At 64.0% G+C, this 19,027-nt stretch carries 14 protein-coding genes; 6 read left to right on the forward strand and 8 right to left on the reverse strand.

What is annotated here, in order from left to right; genetic code table 11:
* On the reverse strand, positions 1-1,427 hold a 1,427-nt coding region (gene zwf / locus QSV36_RS16200), incomplete at its 3' end, for a glucose-6-phosphate dehydrogenase (RefSeq protein ID WP_289133227.1).
* Positions 1,424-2,407 carry a phosphogluconate dehydrogenase (NAD(+)-dependent, decarboxylating) gene (gnd, locus tag QSV36_RS16205; RefSeq protein WP_289133229.1) on the reverse strand — a complete coding sequence of 328 codons (984 nt, stop codon included), beginning with the start codon at positions 2,405-2,407 and terminating at the stop codon, positions 1,424-1,426. The genes gnd and zwf, both read right to left, overlap by 4 nt.
* Positions 2,408-2,610: 203 nt before the next feature.
* Between gnd and QSV36_RS16210 the strand changes: the two genes are divergently transcribed.
* A complete protein-coding gene (locus QSV36_RS16210) occupies positions 2,611-2,778 on the forward strand; it encodes a DUF6026 family protein (RefSeq protein ID WP_186674681.1) in 168 nt (55 codons plus the stop codon).
* Positions 2,779-2,820: 42 nt separating this feature from the next.
* Here QSV36_RS16210 and QSV36_RS16215 read toward each other — a convergent pair whose 3' ends face one another.
* From QSV36_RS16215 to QSV36_RS16240, 6 genes are all read right to left on the reverse strand, one after another.
* The gene (locus QSV36_RS16215) at positions 2,821-3,078 is read right to left on the reverse strand and encodes a PAAR domain-containing protein (protein ID WP_353853247.1); all 258 of its coding nucleotides are present in this window, start codon (positions 3,076-3,078) and stop codon (positions 2,821-2,823) included.
* A 54-nt stretch (positions 3,079-3,132) separates the two neighbouring features.
* Positions 3,133-4,095: a PoNi-like cognate immunity protein gene (locus QSV36_RS16220; protein ID WP_289133234.1), complete on the reverse strand. Its 963-nt coding sequence runs from the start codon at positions 4,093-4,095 to the stop codon at positions 3,133-3,135.
* 15 nt (positions 4,096-4,110) lie between these two features.
* Positions 4,111-4,851: a PoNi-like cognate immunity protein gene (locus QSV36_RS16225; RefSeq protein ID WP_289133236.1), complete on the reverse strand. Its 741-nt coding sequence runs from the start codon at positions 4,849-4,851 to the stop codon at positions 4,111-4,113.
* A 101-nt stretch (positions 4,852-4,952) separates the two neighbouring features.
* On the reverse strand, positions 4,953-5,909 hold the full coding sequence (locus QSV36_RS16230; protein WP_289133238.1) for a PoNi-like cognate immunity protein: 957 nt from the start codon (positions 5,907-5,909) through the stop codon (positions 4,953-4,955).
* A gap of 9 nt (positions 5,910-5,918) precedes the next feature.
* Complete coding sequence (locus tag QSV36_RS16235) at positions 5,919-7,322, reverse strand: hypothetical protein (RefSeq protein ID WP_289133240.1); 1,404 nt, start codon at positions 7,320-7,322, stop codon at positions 5,919-5,921.
* Positions 7,319-9,634 (reverse strand): type VI secretion system Vgr family protein, encoded by a 2,316-nt coding sequence (locus QSV36_RS16240; RefSeq protein WP_289133242.1) that lies wholly within the window; start codon positions 9,632-9,634, stop codon positions 7,319-7,321. Before QSV36_RS16240 ends, QSV36_RS16235 begins: the two co-directional genes overlap by 4 nt.
* Before the next feature lie 876 nt (positions 9,635-10,510).
* Here QSV36_RS16240 and glgA point away from each other — a divergent pair.
* Genes glgA through QSV36_RS16265 form a run of 5 tightly spaced genes read left to right on the forward strand, consistent with a single transcriptional unit; the run spans position 10,511 to position 18,978 of the window.
* Positions 10,511-12,073: a glycogen synthase GlgA gene (glgA, locus tag QSV36_RS16245; RefSeq protein ID WP_289133244.1), complete on the forward strand. Its 1,563-nt coding sequence runs from the start codon at positions 10,511-10,513 to the stop codon at positions 12,071-12,073.
* Between the two features lie 14 nt (positions 12,074-12,087).
* Positions 12,088-13,830: a malto-oligosyltrehalose trehalohydrolase gene (gene treZ, locus QSV36_RS16250; RefSeq protein WP_289133245.1), complete on the forward strand. Its 1,743-nt coding sequence runs from the start codon at positions 12,088-12,090 to the stop codon at positions 13,828-13,830.
* The gene (gene malQ, locus QSV36_RS16255) at positions 13,827-15,896 is read left to right on the forward strand and encodes a 4-alpha-glucanotransferase (RefSeq protein WP_289133247.1); all 2,070 of its coding nucleotides are present in this window, start codon (positions 13,827-13,829) and stop codon (positions 15,894-15,896) included. The genes treZ and malQ overlap by 4 nt, the downstream gene beginning before the upstream one ends.
* Positions 15,893-18,667, forward strand: a complete 2,775-nt coding sequence (locus tag QSV36_RS16260) for a malto-oligosyltrehalose synthase (protein WP_289133249.1) — start codon at positions 15,893-15,895, stop codon at positions 18,665-18,667. Before malQ ends, QSV36_RS16260 begins: the two co-directional genes overlap by 4 nt.
* Positions 18,668-18,681: 14 nt before the next feature.
* Positions 18,682-18,978, forward strand: coding sequence for a DUF2934 domain-containing protein (locus tag QSV36_RS16265; RefSeq protein ID WP_289133251.1), 297 nt, complete (start codon positions 18,682-18,684; stop codon positions 18,976-18,978).
* Positions 18,979-19,027 lie beyond the last annotated feature (49 nt).

Genomic DNA, 19,027 nt, shown 5'->3' on the forward strand with positions numbered 1-19,027 from the left:
TACTCATGCACCTCACCGCCCTGGGCCCAGGCATCGAGGAACGGCTGCACCGCACGCCAGCCGTTCTCGATGTTGTCGGCGCGCTGGAACAGCGTCTGGTCACCGGTCAGGCAGTCATAGATCAACGTCTCGTAGCCGGTCGCCGGGGTCATCTTGAAGAAATCCTTGTAGGCAAAGCCCAGCTCCACGTTCTCCATTACCAGCTCCGGCCCGGGGCGCTTGGCCTGCAGGTCGAACCACATGCCTTCGTTGGGCTGGATCTGGATTTTCAGGTAATTGGGCTTGGGCCGCTCCAGTTCCGACTCGCGGAACTGCGCATACGGCGCGGGCTTGAAGCAGATGGCGATTTCGGTGTCGCGCACGCTCATGCGCTTGCCGGTGCGCAGGTAGAACGGCACCCCGGCCCAACGCCAGTTGTCGATCATCACCTTCAGCGCCACGTAGGTCTCGGTCTGGCTGTCGGGGGCGACGTTGGCCTCCTGACGGTAACCGGGCAACTGCTTGCGGCCGTGCTTGCCGGCGCGGTACTGGCCGCGCACGGAATGCTTCAGGGCCATCTTCGTCGACCATGGGCGAATGGCACCGATCACCTTGGCCTTCTCGCTACGCACGGCATCGGCGGCGAACGCCGCCGGGGGCTCCATGGCTACCATCGCCAGCAGCTGGAACAAGTGGTTGGGCACCATATCGCGCAGCGCCCCGGTGCTGTCATAAAAAGCACCGCGGGTCTCGACACCGACGGTTTCCGCAGCGGTGATCTGCACGTGGTCGATGTAGTGGTTGTTCCAGAACGACTCGAACAGGCCGTTGGAAAAACGGCTGACCAGAATGTTCTGCACCGTCTCCTTGCCCAGGTAATGGTCGATGCGGTAGATCTGCCGCTCGCCCATCACTTTCAACAGGCAGGCATTGAGCGCCTCGGCGCTGGCCAGGTCGGTACCGAAGGGCTTTTCCACCACCACGCGGCGAAAGCCCCCGGCGGATTCGTCGAGCAAGCCGGCCTGCCCCAGGCGCAGGGCGACCTCCGGGAAGAACCGTGGCGAAGTCGCCAGATAGAAAATGGCGTTGCCATGGCTGGTCTTGTCGATGCGCCTGGCGAGGGCCTGGTAGGTGGCCGGGTCGAGGAAGTCACCGGTCTGGTAGTCCAGGCGCTTGGCCAAACGTGCCCACAGTTTCTCGTCCAGGCCTTTGGGGCTGCCCTCACCGCCTTTATCACGCTCGACCATGAACGCATGCAGGCGCTCGGCGAACGCCTCGGCAGTGGCCGGGTTGTGGTCGACGCCGACAATGCGCAGGTTGCGGTCCAGCAGGCCGTCGCGGCTGAGGTTGTACAGCGCCGGCATCAGCAGGCGCTTGACCAGGTCGCCATTGGCGCCGAACAGGAACAGGGTGCAGGGTGGCGCGGCAGGAATGTGCTGTCTGGTCATTCGCCTTTCTTCTCGATGTGGCCACCGAAGCCCAGGCGCATGGCCGAGAGGATCTTGTCACCGTAGGTGCCCTGCTGCTGGCGCGAGCGGAAGCGCGCGAACAGAGCGCTGGACAACACCGGCACCGGCACGGCCTGCTCGACGGCAGCATCGATGGTCCAGCGGCCTTCACCGCTGTCGGACACCGAGCCACTGAATTGCGCCAGCTGAGGGTCGGCCACCAGGGCATCGGCGGTCAGGTCGAGCAACCACGAGGTGACCACGCTGCCACGCCGCCACACTTCGGCGATTTCGGCCACGTCCAGGTCAAAGCGCTGGTCCTCGGGCAGTTCGTTGCCGCCCTTGCTGCGCAGCAGGTCGAAGCCTTCGGCATAGGCCTGCATCAAGCCGTACTCGATACCGTTGTGCACCATTTTCACGTAGTGCCCGGCACCGGCTGGGCCGGCATGGATGTAGCCGTGCTCGGCGCGCTGGTACTCGCCGCTGCGGCCATGGGTACGCGGGATGTCACCCACGCCCGGGGCCAGTGCCTTGAACAGCGGCTCCAGGCGCTCGAACACGGCCTTTTCGCCACCGATCATCATGCAGTAGCCACGCTCCAGGCCCCACACCCCGCCGGAGGTGCCCACGTCCAGGTAATGCAGCCCGCGCTTGGCCAGCTCGCCGGCCCGGCGCATATCGTCCTTGTAGAAGGTGTTGCCGCCGTCGATGATCGCATCGCCCGGCTCCAGCAGCTCGGCCAGCTGCGCGATGGTCTGCTCGGTGGGCTCGCCGGCCGGCAGCATCACCCACACCGCGCGCGGTGCCTTGAGTTTCTGCACCAGCGCCCCGAGGTCGTGCGCCCCTTGGGCACCCTCGCCCTCCAGGGTGCTGATGGCTTCACGGCTGCGGTCGTGCACCACGGTACGGTGGCCGGCGCGCATCAGGCGCCTTGCGATATTGCCGCCCATGCGGCCCAGCCCGATGATTCCCAGTTGCATGAGCCGATGCTCCCCTTGCGAATTGAATGACAACACAGTGCAGCCTTCAGGTTAGTCCAGCGAACCGCTCGTGGGTTCAGCGACGAACGGCGCGACCACGATAAACAAAAAAGTTCCCAAGGCCTGCAAAAGAATTCAGAATGCGCCCCGCGTGAAGCGTCTACGCTTTAACTTGTCACCAGCCAAAACCGCGAGGTGTGCTCATGGGTACCTTGATGCCTGCTACTCCAACCCAGACCCTCTATGTCTCCGTGCGCCGTGATGAGCTGCGTAAACTGAAGGAAGAACGTGACCAGCTGCGTCAGCAGGTCGCTCAACTGAACTTGCTGCTGGCACAGGCACGCACCGACGGCGACGCCGTCAGCCTCTGATCCTGCCCCTTCCCGGTGGGAGCTGAACCGCTCCCACATCGCTCAATCGAGCAACCAGCTGTTATCGCCATTTTCCAGTACGCCGCCATGGCTGGTGGTATCGCCGACCCTGGCAAACGGCTGCCCGTCATCCATCATCAGTGCCGAGCCGCTGGTGATCAGCGCCCCACACCCGAGCCGGTCGCCAACCCTGGCTGCGGCCCTGCCGTTGACGAAGAACAGGCGGGAACCGCTGCTGACACTGGTCGGGCCGCACAGCGGGCAATGGTGAGCGTGGCCCAGCAGAACGATGGCAGGCATTGTTGCGACTCCTTGCTCATATGACGCGCCGGGCACCGGTGCCGGCGGCCTCAATCAGAACGTTCTCGACAGCCGCCAGTGCACGACCTGGCCATCGACTTCGGGGAAAGGTACCTGGTGCATGAACACCTGCTCACCCAGCGCGCGCTCGACGCAGGTGTAGTGGCCGGGCCATGGGCAGGGGGTGCCGGATGGCCAGCCAGGGGCATCCTCGCGCCTGGCGGTTTCCGGGTCGCGGAACTGATTGCCCAGCCGCCGGTAATGGGCCCGGTCGACAAGTGCCTTTGGGTAGAACTGCGGCGCGTTTTGCAGGGCATCACCTTGCACCGACCATAGAAACGCCACCAGCGCCGCTTCGAATGCCCAATAGCCCAGGTGGTCACCGCGTGCCCGCGCATGGCGCTCGTGCCAGTAACAGCCGTGCGCCTCGGCGTACCACTGGCCGAGGTAGCGCATGAGTGCGTCCTGCTGCGCGGGGCCACGTAGATCGAGGCTGTCCAGCAACGTGGCGTAGGGCTCGGGGTGAAGCAACGAAGTGCCTGGATAGGCCTTGCCCAGGCGCTGGAACAGCCGATGCAGCAGCAGGTCGGGGCTGCGCTCGTCAGCCTGGTTCAGCCAGCCCAGCAGTTGGCCGACCCGCTCGGGGTAACCGCACAGCACCGCCAGCGACAGCAGCCACAGGGCAAGCCGGTAGTCGTCCGCCACCCACGGGCGCAATTGCTCGCTGGCTGCCGGGTACGCGGAAAAATGCCGGGCGAACTGGGCGAAGGCGTAATCGACATAGGCCTCCACCAGTTCCATCGGCTCGCCACCGGAGTAGCGCTGGATGGCCAGCTCCAAAGCCATGTGCGCCCAGTCGCGGCTAAGCCCCCGGTAGTGGTGCCTGTGCTCGGCGGGGCCGGCTAGCAAGGCCTGGGTGTCCGGGTCGGCGAATTCCTGTTCCTTTTCATGGGTCGAGGCCCGATAGTGCTGCTCGACCATCCACGGGTCGCGCTTGATGCTGTCAAAGTGGCCCATTGGCCCTCCTCCACGCTAACCCAGGCAAGCCGGGCGCCGCCGGGCGTGATCGACCAGGTCTTTGGGGTAATAGGGCAAGTCTCGGTAAGGCGTATCGTCGATATCCCATAACAACGTGACCAAACCGGCCTCGAAGGCCCAGTAGCCGAAAAAGCCGGCATCGCTTCGGGCTTTGTGGCGATCATGCCAATAGCAATTGCGCATGCCTCGATACCATTTCTTCAGGTAGTTGCGCATGGCCTGCTGCTGTTCGGCCTGTTCGCCGTTCAAGGCTTGCAGCAAGTCTGCGTAGGGGCGTGGATGGATCAGTGCCTGACCGGGCAGGTTGATGCCGACTCGGGTAAACAGCTGGTGAATCAGCAAGTCTTGACCGTGATCCGGGTCGTCACTGATGTAACCGGCGATCTGTTCGATGCGTTCAGGCATATCCAACAGCACTGCGAGGGACAGCAGCCAAAGTGCGAACTGGTAGGCGTCGGGCTCCCATAGCTTCAAAGAAAAATCGGGATAAGAGCGTTTGTGACGCTGGAACTGGTTGAACATGTGCTCCGCGTAAAACTCAAGCGATTTGATGGGCTCGCCACCTGAATAAAGAGCCACAAGTAAATGCAAAGTTTGCCAGCACCACCTCCAGCTCAACACCTTAACATTTACATATTCCGGACGCTTAATTTTAAGAAAAGGGTCAGCCTGTCGTTCGACATATTTTTCCTTCCAAAAAGAAACACTATCGAGATAGGCTGCTTCTTGCAGCAATGGTTCACGCTTACACTGATCGAATCGACACATCATTCACACCCAATGGATTCAGACGGCCACGCTCACCTGCAAAATAGGCGACCCGGTCAGATCAGCCCTTATAGGCCCTTTACCAAGCGCCAAGTCAAGATACGTCCCTCGTCAGCGGGCATTTCAACGCCTTGCATAAATGTTTGAGGCCCCACGACCCAATCGTCGCAGACCCACACCCCAGTCCGAGGACAAAGCTCTCCTGATTTGGCAATCGCATCCGAATAAGTCGCAGTTTGAAGACTCCGGGGAAAGGTTTGAATGACCTGACGCTCACGCGCATAGTCAACCAAATCTTTAGGGTAATAAGGTAAATTTCTGTAGGGCGCGTCGTCGACGTCCCACAACACCGTAACCATCCCAGCCTCGAATGCCCAGTAGCCAAAGAAGCCGGCATCGCTCCGTCGTCTATGACGGTCATGCCAATAGCAGTTACGCATGCCGCGATACCATTGTTTTAGATAGCTGCGTAAAGCTTGTTGCTGCTCATCACCTTGAGCATTTATGGCATTAAGCAACTCTGCATAGGGCCGTTTGTTTATCAGATCATTCCCAGCCAAAGCAATGCCAACCCTGGCAAAAAGTTGCCTCAAAAGCAAATCCTGGCCGTCCTCGGCATTATCACTTAGATAACCTGCGACCTGCTCTATCCGCCCCGGCATATTCAACAGCACCGCCAAAGACAAAAGCCAAAGAGCAAACTGGTAGGCATCTGGCTCCCATAGCTTCAGCGAGAAATCCGGATAGGCCTGCTTATGACGCTGAAACTGGGAAAACATATGCTCAGCATAGGGGCGTAGCGAATCAATGGCTTCTCCTCCCGAATAGAGGCCCACCAACAACTGCAAGGAACCGAAGCACCAACTCCAACTCAACCCCTCAACGTTCACATAATCCGGCCTTTCAATAGAAAGAAAAGATTCTGCCTGCCGCTCAAAATAAAATTCCTTCCAAAAGGATAGACTATCTTTAAAAGCTGCCTCTTGAAGTAAAGGCTCACGCTTAATTTCATCAAATTTTTTCATTGCCGCCCCCTAAATTGCCATTTCGCCGACCACTCGCGCATTTTTATCAAGTTTAGATATTTGAGTTACCGCACCACGCTCATCAACTATCAATAACCAACGTTCATAGCCTTCCTGATACATTACTGCCGCTCTTCTTTCCCCAACTTCATCCGCAAGCCTTGGGAGTATCCACGCATCACTCATCTGCCTGGCACTCGGATATCCCTTACTCCCCTTCGTAACCGGCAAACTCCCCGGCGAAAACACGCCCCCCGTTCGATACTTGGTCTCGGTAATAATGAACGGCGGTGGCGGATGGGCATTACGATAGACACCATCCAGCCCGCGCCCGGTGGGTTTCATTACCAGGCTGCGCGGCCCCCGCGCCGCCGACAACAGGTTTTCGTGGCCCTTGCCAAGCATGTACTCATCACTGACCACCTCCCCGTAAATCCCCTTCTGCGTCCGGGTCGCCGTCGCGTGCTCGAACGCGTGCACATTGGCGCCATGCGCAGCGACTGGCGGTGACGTGGGCACCGGCGGGCCGAGCACACCTTCGGGGCGCTCCAGGTAACGCGGGCGCATGCCAATGCCAGACGTCACCCGCCCACTACTCATGGCCATGGGCACCGGCTTTGCTGCATGCACCCCGGCATGCGCGACCTGCGCGGGCAGGTCGCTGGCCTGTTCCAGTACCTTGGCCAGCCTGGCATCGAGCTGCATCAGCGCATGCGGGATTTCCCGCACGGCATGCACCTGTACCGCGTAGAACTGCGCCTCCATCGCCTGCAGCCGCACCAACAGGCGCGAGGCCGCCTGGTTGAACGGCCAGTTGCCGAGGTAGCTGCGCAGCTTTGCCGTCGCCGCAATGACCTTGGCTAGAAACTGGTCCAGGTAGGCCATCAGGTCCTTTTCATAGCTGGCGAACCGGACCTGGCGCAGCCAGAACTCCACGCTGCCGCGGGTGAACTTGCCGAGAAAGGCAACCACGGCCTGCAAGAGGACCTGGCTTTCACGAATCAACAGCAGGCACAACCCACGCAGAAACGCCGCCGCTTCCTGCCCAACCAGTGCACCTGCCACCGAGCCCACTGCGGTGCCCGCCGCCCCGACCACCGCGCCGATGATCGGGGCGACCAAGGTGACCAGGCAGGCCACCAGCAACACCCACTCCTGCCATTCCGGCGGCTGCGCCGCTGCCTGGCTGCCATCCGCCGTGTAGCGCCTGCCCAGGCGCAGGCACACTGCGGCGAGGTCACGGGCGCTGAGCACGATCACCACCCCCGGCACCAGGGACAGCAGCATGTCGGCGATGACCACGCTCAGTGGCCGCTCCTCGGCAAACTCGCCTAGCACCAGGTCGCGCAGCCAGGCAAAGCCGCCGGCCACTTTGTCGACCGCTTCATCCAGCCAGTCCGCTGTCGAACTCATGCCTGGCCACCTGCCGAGGTGCAGCCGGCAAGCAAAGCCTGCAAGGCAGCATCCAGCTCGGTCGTGGTGGTCAGTTGCAGCGGGCCTGGGCCCACCTCATAACGCACCTGGGCGCTGCAGCCGGGGGTGACCCCGGCCAGGCGGGCATAGCCGTTCTGGTCGACCACGCCCTGGCGCTGGGTGCCATCGGACAAGCTCGCCACGTAGGCCGTGCCCGCGATCGGCGTGCCGTCGGCGTGCACCAGGCGAAACTCGATATCTTCCCGTGCGGGGGCAGGCGGCTCACCGTAGCGTGCCGGCGCCTTGACCTGGGCGATGGCATGCAGCAGCAGTGGCTCGGGGCAGCCGATTTCGATGCGGCCGTCAGCCAGCTTGATAAAGGCCCCGCCACAGCTCAGGGTCAGCGACGTGCGGCTGTCGATATGCACGTGGCCGCGATGGCTGGTGATCGACACGTCGTCCTGGCTGTCGACCCGCAATTGCCCGCCAACCTGCACGCGCTTGTCCAGCGCCACCTGCTCGCTGGCCTCGAGGCCGACGCTCACGCTCAGCGCGCCACCCACCGCCAGCACCTTGCCCAGGCCAACGCTTTCGATCTTGCCAAGGGCGACCGTCTCGCTTTTGCTGGCGCCCACCTTGACGCTGCGGTTGCCGCCTATGTGCACCACTTCGTCATGCTCGACGCGCTCGCTACGGTCATTGCCGATCAGCGTGGTTTCGTTGTGCTTGACGACGTTGTTCTGGTCACGTTCGGCATGAATGAATACTTCCTGCCGCCCCAGTTCATCTTCGAAGCGCAGCTCGTTGAAGCCAGTGCCCTTATGGGTCTGGCTCTTGATGGTCATGCGGGTCTTGTGTTGCGGCAGGTCGTACGGCGGCAGCTGGTCACCGCAGTAGGTGCGCCCGGTGACGATCGGCTGGTCGGGGTCGCCATTGACGTACTGGACAATCACATCCTGGCCAATACGCGGGATGGCCATCGAACCCCAGCTGCCACCGGCCCAGCCTTGCGAAACCCGCACCCAGCAGGAGCTGAACTCGTTGTCTTCGCTCTCCCGGTCCCAGGGGAAGCTGACCTTGACCCGGCCCCATTCGTCGCAGTAGATCTCCTCACCCGGCGGGCCGACCACGGTGGCCATGTGCGGGCCATCGATGCGCGGCTTGGCCACGGGTGCCGGGCGCCACTCGGCCATGCCCTGCACCAGCAGCGCATCGTTCACATAGTGGGTGCCTTGTTCGGCGCCGGCGGCCTGTTCCTGCAGGCTGGTGAGCTGGGCCCCCTGATGACACAGGCTGACCACGCGCCAGTGCACATTGAGGTCTTGCCGTGGGTGGCCGACCAGGGTGAAGCTCAGGCCCGGTTGCAGACGCACGTCATCGCCCTGCACTTCGGCCAGGCAGGCATCGTGGCGCAAGCCCGTCAGCCGTGTTTCGGTGAAGGGCTTGCCGACTGCATCGCGCTTGTAGCGCCCCGGGTAATCGAAGCGTTCGTAGTCCAGGGACTGGTGCGTGACGTTACTGGCCTGCGCCCTGTGCTCCTGGCGATAGGCGGGGTGGGTGAAGGTGTAGTCGCGCTGCACCTGTCGCGCCGTACGCACCTGCTCGCAGTAGCGCAAGCGCCGCAGGCAGGCGCGGGCCTGGTCGCCGCCACTGTCGGCGTGGTACAGCACCTGATCGGGGCCGACATCGACCTCATCCTGGCAAAGTGCCTCGTCATCTTCGCGCTTGAGCGCGCCCCGGCTGAGCAGCCCGAACGAAAGCAGGCGGTCGGTGACGATCAGCGTGTGCTGCTTGGCACAGTGGGCGAAGCGGTAGACAAACCCTTCTTCAGCGGCCAGGCGATGAATGAAGTCGAGGTCGGTCTCACCCGCCTGGACACAGAACTCCCGAACCTGGTGCTCGGCGCAGCTGTTCAGTTCGAAGCGGTTGATACCTTGGCGCTTGAACATCAGTTCAAGAATCTGTGGCACGGTTTTCTGCTGGAAGATGCGCCAGTTCGAACGCAACCGGGCGCGGGCCAGCTGCGGTTCGACCACGGCGTGGTAGCGCGTGCGAGAAAAGCAGGTTTCGCCCTGGCTGAAGGCGCTGACCAGGCCATGCACGTGACGCACGGGCCGGTCGGCGCAATAGAGGGTGAACAACGCTGGCTTGTCGAGCAGGTGGCCGAAGTCGATATCACTGTCGTAGCTGACAAGTTCCAGGTTCAACACGAATGGCTGGTTGAGGGTCTCCTCCAGCTCGAATGAAACCACTTCGAATTCGCTGCTCGCGGCGAGCGCCTGAAAACCGAAGCGCAAGTCAGACTGTTTCATGAGTTGCTCTACCCGCCATGCTGTTTATCGGCGAAAAACAACCGCACCCTGGCCTTCTGCTAGATAAGAACGTCGAATCAAGTTGGCCAGCCGCCAGGCTACAAGCCAGGTTTAACGTGGCATTGCGGGTTTCAACCCATGACGACTACGAGGATGGGGCAGTGACTGAAGAACAACTTAAACGGTTCTAGCCCGATATAACAGGAACGATGGGTTTAATACACAGAGGCGTGCCGTAGGCAATTTCCTAAAGTACTTACCTACAAACTTCTTATCAGCTCGTTATTGGCCGAAATATATAACTCGCCAACTTGTCAAAGCACCTGGGACGACTCGTCATGGTGCAGGGCATCGCCCCGCTACAGGACGGTGCACAGTCGCCCGGCAGCAACGAGTCCAGGGCGAAGCGATAAAACGCACCATACCGGTGCAAGCGTTGCCCGATTGGGGCATGCCTTGTGCCCCGCGCCCTGCTCGCCCGCCACGCATACACATCCGCTCACATACGCCAACGTTTGCGTCTAGCGTGCGGCATCACCTTAGTGACCAGTGGGTCACCTTTCTCCCTTTTTCTCTCCTACACTCGGGTTTCGGCCCGCCATTTGCTCATCGGAAGAGTGACGAAAAAAAGTCGAACTTTCAGGAAAGCCGGCAGGTCAGGAACTAAGTAGGCCAAACGCAAGGGACATTCCCAGGCTCGGCCCACCCATCCCAACCAGTCCAATCGCTTTTGGCGGGAATGCCGATCGCGCTGTGCCTGCGCGCACGACTCAGGGGCATGGAATGCACTACGCAGAATTCAGCATCAGAGAGAACCAACACGAGATATCGCCGCGGGTGCCAGCACCCGACCAAAGCATAGGGACGGAGAGAAGTATGATCAGTGCCGCTGTCGAGCCTCACGTAGACACCTTTACCTCGGACAATCGCGAATCGGTCACCCCGGATTTCGCCACGACAGGCAAGGCACCCGGCGCCCAGCGCCGCCAGCACAACCCCAACAAGCGCAAGATCCTGTTCGTCACCTCGGAGATCGCCGACCTGGTGAAGACCGGCGGCCTGGGCGACGTTTCTGCCGCCCTGCCGCGGGCGCTGGGGCATCTGCATGACGTACGGGTGCTGATCCCGGGCTACCCGCAAGTGGTGGAAAGCGACAACCCCATCCACATCGTCGGCGAACTGAGCGGCCATGCGGCCTTGCCGCCGTGCAAGATCGGCCGCATGGACCTGCCCGACGGGCTGGTCATCTATGTGCTGATCTGCCCCGAGCTGTACCAGCGCCCTGGCACCCCCTATGCTGCCGACAACGGTCGCGACTGGCCCGACAACCACATCCGCTTCGCCCGCCTGGGCCTGGCTGCCGCCGAGATCGCCGCAGGCGAAGGCATGATCCACTGGAAGCCCGAACTGGTGCACGCCCATGACTGGCCTGCCGGGCTGGCGCCTGCCTACATGCACTGGCGCGGCCTGAACACCCCGACCTTGTTCACCATCCACAACCTGGCCTACCAGGGTGTCTACAGCCGTGGCTGCAGCCCGGAACTGGCGATTCCCGACCATGCCATGCAGCAGGAAGGCATGGAGTTCTACGGCAAGCTGTCGTTCCTCAAGGCCGGCCTGGCCTACTCCAGCCACATCACCACGGTCAGCGCCACCTACGCCCAGGAAATCACCACCCCGGAGTTCGGCTGCGGCCTGGATGGTTTCCTCGCCAGCAAGGCCCAGCAAGGCCTGCTGGGCGGCATCCCCAACGGCATCGACGAAAGCTGGGACTCGGCCACCGACAAGCACCTGCAGCACAACTTCAGCATCAATGACTGGGAAGGCAAGGCGCGCAATACCCGCGAGGTACGCGAGCTGTTCCAGCTGCAGCCGTCCGAAGGGCCGTTGTTCGCCGTGGTGTCGCGCCTGGTCTACCAGAAAGGCCTGGACCTGACCCTGGGCGTGGCCGACTACATCGTCGAACAAGGTGGCCAGATTGCGATCATCGGCCGTGGCGAGCCGGAAGAAGAACAGGCCATGCGCGAACTGGCGCTGCGCCACCCCGGGCGCATCGGTGTGCGCATCGGCTTCAACGAAACCGATGCCCGGCGCATGTTCGCCGGCAGCGACTTCCTGCTGATGCCGTCGCGCTACGAGCCCTGCGGCCTCAGCCAGATGTATGCGCAGCGCTTTGGCTCGTTGCCGGTGGCGCGCAACACCGGCGGGCTGGCCGACACCATCGAGAACGGTGTCACTGGCTTCCTGTTCGATGAGTCCACCGTGGAAAGCTACCGCGAAGCGCTTGCCCGCGCCTTCTATGTGTACCAGAAGAAAGACCTGCTCAATGCCATGCGCTGCCTGTCGATGACCCAGCCGTTCAACTGGTGCCAGGCCGTGGAACCCTATGCCCGCCTGTATGAGGATCTGGTCCGCCAGGCCCACCTGGCCTATTACTGAGAGAGGGATCGAAGATGCACAGGCATGGCGCACACTTGCTGGACGCCACGTCGGCGCGCTTCGCCCTCTGGGCACCCGATGCGCGCAGCGTGAGCGTGGAACTGGAGCAGCAGCCGCCGATAGCGCTGCTGCCCGAGGAAGATGGCTGGTACACCGGAGTCGCCCCGGCCCGGGCAGGCGACAACTACCACTACCGGATCGACGGGCAGCTGCAAGTGGCCGACCCTGCGTCCCGTTACCAGCCCGACGGTGTCCATGGCCCCAGTCAGGTGGTGGATATCGCCGCCTACCCATGGCAGCACCGCTGGCAAGGCCGGCCCTGGCACGAAGCCGTGATCCAGGAACTGCACGTCGGTGCGCTGGGTGGCTACGCAGGCGTGGCCAGCGTGCTGCCGCGCGTGGCCGCCACTGGCATCACCGCCATCGAACTGATGCCGATAGGCCAGTTCCCTGGCGCACGCAATTGGGGCTATGACGGTGTGTTGCCTTTCGCCGCCCAACATTCCTACGGCACCCCGCTGCAACTGTGCCAGTTGGTCGACCAGGCACACGGCCATGGCCTGATGGTGATGCTCGACGTGGTGTACAACCACTTCGGCCCGGACGGCAATTACCTGCACCAGTACGCCAGCCCGTTCTTTCGCCAGGACCGCCAGACGCCCTGGGGCGCGGCCATCGACTTCCGGCGCCCGCAGGTGCGCGAGTACTTCATCCAGAACGCCCTGATGTGGCTGTGCGAGTACCGCTTCGACGGCTTGCGCCTGGATGCGGTGCATGCCATCGACCAGCCGGATTTCCTCGTCGAGCTGGCGCAACGGGTGCGGGCCGCGGTCGAACCCGGCCGCCAGGTATGGCTGGTACTGGAAAACGAACACAACCAGGCCTTTCTCCTGGAACAAGGCTTCGACGCGCAGTGGAACGACGACGGCCACAACGCATTGCACGTACTGCTGACCGGCGAAACCGAAGGCTACTACGAAGACTACAAACACCGGCCGATCGACAAGCTGGCCCGCTGCCTGGGTGAAGGCTTCGTGTTCCAGGGCGAAGCCAATCGCCACGGCCAGCCCAGGGGCGAACCGAGTGGCCACCTTGCCCCCAGCGCTTTCGTGTTGTTCTTGCAGAACCATGACCAGATCGGCAACCGGGCGCTGGGCGAGCGCCTGAGCGTGCTGTGCCCGCCTGCGGCGTTGCGGGCAGCGACCGCCTTGCTGTTGCTGAGCCCGATGATCCCGCTGCTGTTCATGGGCGACGATGACGGTAGCCGCGCGCCCTTCCTGTTCTTCACCGATTTCCACGACGAACTGGCCGACGCCGTACGTGAAGGCCGGCGCGGTGAATTCGCCCATTTCCCGGCCTTTGCCGACCCCGAACAGCGCGCCCGCATTCCCGACCCGAACGCCTTGCAGACCTTCGAACGCTCGCGGCCTGACAGTCACGACGTGCTCGCCGGCTGGCATGGGCTCTATCAGCAGTTGCTGACGCTACGCCGCCAGCAATTGCTGCCGCGCCTGCCCGGCACGCGCGCGCTGGGCGCCAAGGTGCTTGGCGACAAGGCGCTGAGCGCCAGCTGGCGCCTGGGCGACGGCAGTACCTTGCGCATCGACCTGAACCTGGCGGACCAGCCGCAGGCCGTCGCGCTGCCAGCAGCCGGGCTACGGCTGTTCGATAGCAGCGCCGATGCCCACCCGGACGACACCCTTTCCCCTTACAGTTGTGTGGCCAGCCTGCTGCCGCACAGCCCGGAGACGCCATGAGCGAACCTTTGCTACACCAGCTGGCACGGCGGGCCGGGCTGGCCCGCGACTGGGTCGATGCCAACAACCGCCCCCAGCAAGTCAGTGACGATGTACTGCGCCGGGTGCTGGAAGCCCTTGGCCATGGCTGCGCTGACGATGCCCAGGTACGTGACAGCCTGGCCAGCCTCGCGCACAGCGATGATGCCGAGCATGTGCCCCCCCTGCTGACTGCGGATGTTGGCCAGGCGCTGGCGCTCGACCGCTACTTCGCCGGCGGCAGCCCGGTGCAGTGCACCCTGGAGGACGGGGCGCAGCTGCCATTGCAGCTGGATGCCCAGGGCCGCCTGCCTGGCCAGTTGCCACCGGGTTACCACCAACTACAAATCGAAGGCCATGCCTTCACCTTGGCCGTGGCACCGGCCGGTTGCGTGGCGCTGCATGAGCGGGTCAGCCAACCGCCAGCGCGCTGCTGGGGTGTTGCGGTGCAGCTGTATAGCCTGCGGCGCCCTGGCGATGGTGGCTACGGCGACTGCATGGCCCTTGAACAGCTGGCCCGCAGCGCCGCCGAACGCGGTGCCGATGCCCTGGCCATCAGCCCGATCCACGCCCTTTCGGCATTCGACCAGCACCACTACAGTCCCTACTCCCCTTCCAGCCGGCTGCTGCTTAACAGCCTGTACGCCAGCCCGGCGGCCATCCTTGGCGAGCGCGCCGTGCGCCAGGCCGTGGAGGCGTGCGGCCTGGAACAGGCACTGGAAGCGCTGGAGCAGGAACCGCTGGTGGACTGGCCGCGCGCAGCCGAAGCCCGTCGCCGGCTGTTGCAGGCGCTGTACAAGGACTTCAGCCAAGGCGACCACCCGCAGCGAAGCGACTTCGAGAGTTTCCGCGAGGCCGCCGGCGAAGCGCTGGAACACCATTGCCGCTTCGAAGTGCTGCAGGCCGAAGCCGTCGATCAGGGCCTGGGCGCCGACTGGCGCAACTGGCCAGAGGCCTGGCGCGACCCCTACCATGCCGAAGTGCAGAGCTTTGCCGCCAGCTACCCGGCGCGCATCGAGTTCCATGCGTTCTGCCAGTGGCTGACCGAACGCAGCCTGCAGCGGGCCCAGGAAGCTGCACGCGGCAATGGCATGGCAGTTGGCCTGATCGCCGACCTGGCAGTGGGTGCCGACGGCGCCGGCAGCCAGGCCTGGAGCCGCCAGGACGAGCTGCTGGCCAACCTCACCGTGGGTGCACCACCCGACATCCTCAACCGGTCGGGCCAGGACTGGGGTATCTGCGGCTTCTCCCCGGAAGGCCTGAAACGCAACGGCTACCGCGCCTTCATCGAAATGCTGCGGGCCAACCTGGCGCACGCCGGCGGTCTGCGGATCGACCATGTGATGGGCCTGCGCCGGTTGTGGGTGATTCCGCGTGGCTCCAAGCCCAGCGAAGGTGCCTACCTCGAATACCCGCTGGACGACCTGCTGCGCCTGCTGGCGCTGGAGTCGATGCGCCACGGCGCGGTCATCCTCGGCGAAGACCTGGGCACCGTACCCGCAGGGCTGCGCGAAGCCTTGGCCAGGCGCAACGTGCTGGGCATGCGCGTGCTGCCGTTCGAGCAGGCCTCGCCCGGCAACTTCACGCCGATTCTGGACTGGCCGGACAACGCCTTGGCCACCACCGGCACCCACGACCTGGCGCCCCTGGCCGGCTGGCTGGAAAACCGCGATATCGACTGGAGCCACCGCCTGCAACTGATCGATGCCGCAACCGAACTGCATTGGCGCCATGACCGGCAGAAAGAACACGCCGGCTTGCGGCGCACGCTGGAATCCAATTATGGTCTGCTTGAGGACAACGACGCCGTGATCGACGCCGCCATTCGCTATGTTGGCCACACCCGCGCCCCGCTGGTGCTGGTCCCCCTCGAAGACCTGCTGGGCTGCGACGAGCAACCCAACCTGCCCGGTACCACTGAAGGCCACCCCAACTGGCGCCGGCGCTTTGCCCGGCCGGTGCGTGAGCTGCTCGACGATGCCGATGCCGCCCGGCGCCTGGAACTGCTGGCCCAGGCCCGCGAGCAAGCCTGGGAGCGTGACCGATGAAAGCCCTGAGCGCGACCCTGCGCCTGCAGTTTCACAGTGACTTCACCCTCGACCACGCCGTGCCGCTGGTGCCGTACTTCGCCCAACTGGGCATCAGCCACCTGTATGCCTCGCCAATCCTCAAGGCCCGCGCCGGGTCGCGCCACGGTTACGACGTGGTCGACCCGACCCAGGTCAACCCGGAATTGGGCGGCGAGGCTGCGCTGGTGCGGCTGGTCGCGGCCCTGCGCCAGCACGGCATGGGGCTGATCCTCGACACGGTGTCCAACCACATGGCCGTCGGCGGTGCCGACAACCCGTGGTGGCAAAGCCTGCTGGCCTGGGGCCGGCGCAGCCCGTATGCGCAGTTCTTCGATATCCAGTGGCATTCCAGCGACCCGTTGCTGGCCGGGCAGTTGCTGCTGCCGTTCCTCGGCAGCGACTACGGCGTGGCGTTGAAACAGGGTGAGATACCGCTGCAATTCGACGCCCAGCAAGGCGTGCTGCAGATTGCCCATTACCAGCACCGGTTCCCGATCTGCCCGGCCGATTACGGCTGGATCCTGGCCTTGAGCCCGGAACCGGCATTGAAGGCGCTGGCCGAACATTTCACCGCCCTGAACGCATCGCCCGACCCGCTGGCCGCCGCCCTGCCCTTGCACGCCGAGCTGGCCCGCCTGGTGGGCGAAGGCGCCGACCTGCAATCGGCCCTGGTGGCCTTCGACAGCCGCAGCGAGGCCGGTTTCAGGCGCCTGCACCTGCTGCTGGAGCGCCAGACCTATCGCCTGGCCAGCTGGCGCACCGCTGCCGACGACATCAACTGGCGGCGCTTCTTCGACATCAACGAACTGGGCGGCCTGCGGGTCGAACGCGCAGTAGTGTTCGAGGCCACCCATGCCAAGCTCTTCGAACTGATCGAGCGCGGCCTGGTGGATGGCCTGCGCATCGACCATATCGACGGTTTGGCCGACCCGCGTGGCTACTGCCGCAAATTGCGCCGGCGGGTCGATGGCTTACTGGCGCGACGCCCGCTGCACGCGGCGCTGGAGCACTTCCCGATCTACGTGGAAAAAATCCTCGGTGCCGACGAGCACCTGCACCGCGACTGGCTGACCGACGGCACCACCGGCTACGAGTTCATGAACCAGGTATCGCTGCTGCAGCACGACCCGGCGGGCGAGGCCACGCTGACCGAGCTGTGGGCCAACGTGACCGAGCGCCCGGCCTTCAGCGAAGAAGTGCGCCAGGCCCGTCACCTGGTACTCAATGCCAGCCTGGCCGGGGACTGCGAGTCGGTGGCCCAGGCGCTGTTGCAGGTGGCACGCAACGACCTGATGACCCGCGACCTGACCTTGGGCGCGATCCGCCGCGCCTTGCAGGCGCTGGTGGCGCATTACCCGGTGTACCGCACCTACTTCAATGCCTGCGGTCGCCCGGCGCAAGACGAAGCGTTCTTCCAGCAGGCGCTGGCCAACGCCCGGCAAGACCTCAGCGAGGCCGACTGGCCGCTGCTGGAGCAACTCGAGCAGTGGCTGGGCGGGCAGGCCTGGCGCACGCTGCCAGCGGGCCATGCACGCAAGCAGTTGCGCCACGCCTGCGTGCGCTTTCAGCAACTGACTGCGCCCAGCGCCGCGAAGGCCGTGGAAGATACCGCCTTCTACCGCAGCGCCCGGCTGCTGTCGCGCAACGACGTCGGCTTCGAGGCCGAGCGTTTCAGTGCCCCGCCCGAGCACTTCCACAACGAGGCGCAGCGGCGCCTGCGCGACTTCCCGGACAACCTGCTGGCCACCGCCACGCATGACCACAAACGCGGCGAAGACACCCGCGCGCGCCTGGCCGTGCTGAGCGAGCGCGGCCCGTGGCTGGCCAGCCGGGTGGAGCACTGGCGCGAGCTGGCCAGCCCGTTGCGCGTGCCCCTGGACGACGGCCCGGCGCCCAGCCCCGGCGACGAGCTGATGTTGCTGCAGACCGTACTCGGCAGCTGGCCGCTGGAGCTCGACCCGCATGATGACAATGGCCTGCGCCAGTACGCCGAGCGCATTCGCCAATGGCAGCAGAAGGCCGTGCGTGAAGCCAAGCTGCGCAGCAGCTGGAGCGCGCCCAACGAGGCTTATGAAACTGCCTGTGCGCGTTATGTCGACGGCCTGCTGCTGGACGGCGAGAACCAGCAGTTGCGCAAATCGCTGGCCGAAGCCGCGCAGCTGCTGGCCTGCCCCGGCGCACTCAACGGCCTGGTGCAGGCCCTGCTGCGCATGACCACGCCCGGTGTGCCGGACCTGTACCAGGGCAACGAATACTGGGATTTCAGCCTGGTCGACCCGGACAACCGCCGGGCCGTGGATTACGCCGCCCGGCGCAACAGCCTGGACGACGCCACGCCACTGGCCGAGTTGCTGGCACACTGGCAGGATGGCCGTATCAAACAGGCCTTGATTGCCCGCGTGCTCGACTGCCGCCAGGCCAATGCCGAGCTGTTCCGCCGGGGCGCCTACCTGCCGCTGACCGTGCAGGGCCGCCACGCCGACAAGGTACTGGCGTTTGCTCGCCTGGGCGAAGGCCAGCGCGCCGTCATCATCGCGCCCCGCCTGGCCAGTACCCTGCTGGGCGCAGCCCCCATACCCCTGATCCCGGCGCAGAACTGGGACGACACCCGGGTAAGTTTGCCGTTTGCCTTGTCGCCTGCCAATTCGACTGGACTTTTTGGCGGTGCCGTTGTCAGCCCTGTTAGAGAGTTGATGTTGAGCACCGTGCTGTCGGAGTTCCCAGTCAACCTGTTGATCGAACATGCCTAGCATTCAGGAGCGTCGTGATGAGTGTCGATGAAAAACGAGTACGCGAATTCGCCTACCAGATCTGGGAATCGGAGGGCAAACCGGAGGGCCAGGAAAGCCGCCATTGGGACATGGCGCGCAAGCTTGCCGAGGCCGAGGCATTGGCCCCCGAAGCCAAGCCCAAGGCGGCCGGCAAAACCAAGGTAGCGGCCAAGTCGAAAACAGCGGCAGTGCCCAAGGCGCCAGCCGAGCCCAAGGTAGCGGCGTTGCCGGGCGTCAAGCCGGCGGCGGCGAAAAAACCACGTGCGGTGAAGAAACCCACAGCCGGCTGAGCCGCCACCGGCCCTTTCGCGCCAGGCCCGCGGCCACCAGCCTGTACTG

This window comes from Pseudomonas sp. BCRC 81390, assembly GCF_030341915.1.
Lineage (GTDB): Bacteria > Pseudomonadota > Gammaproteobacteria > Pseudomonadales > Pseudomonadaceae > Aquipseudomonas.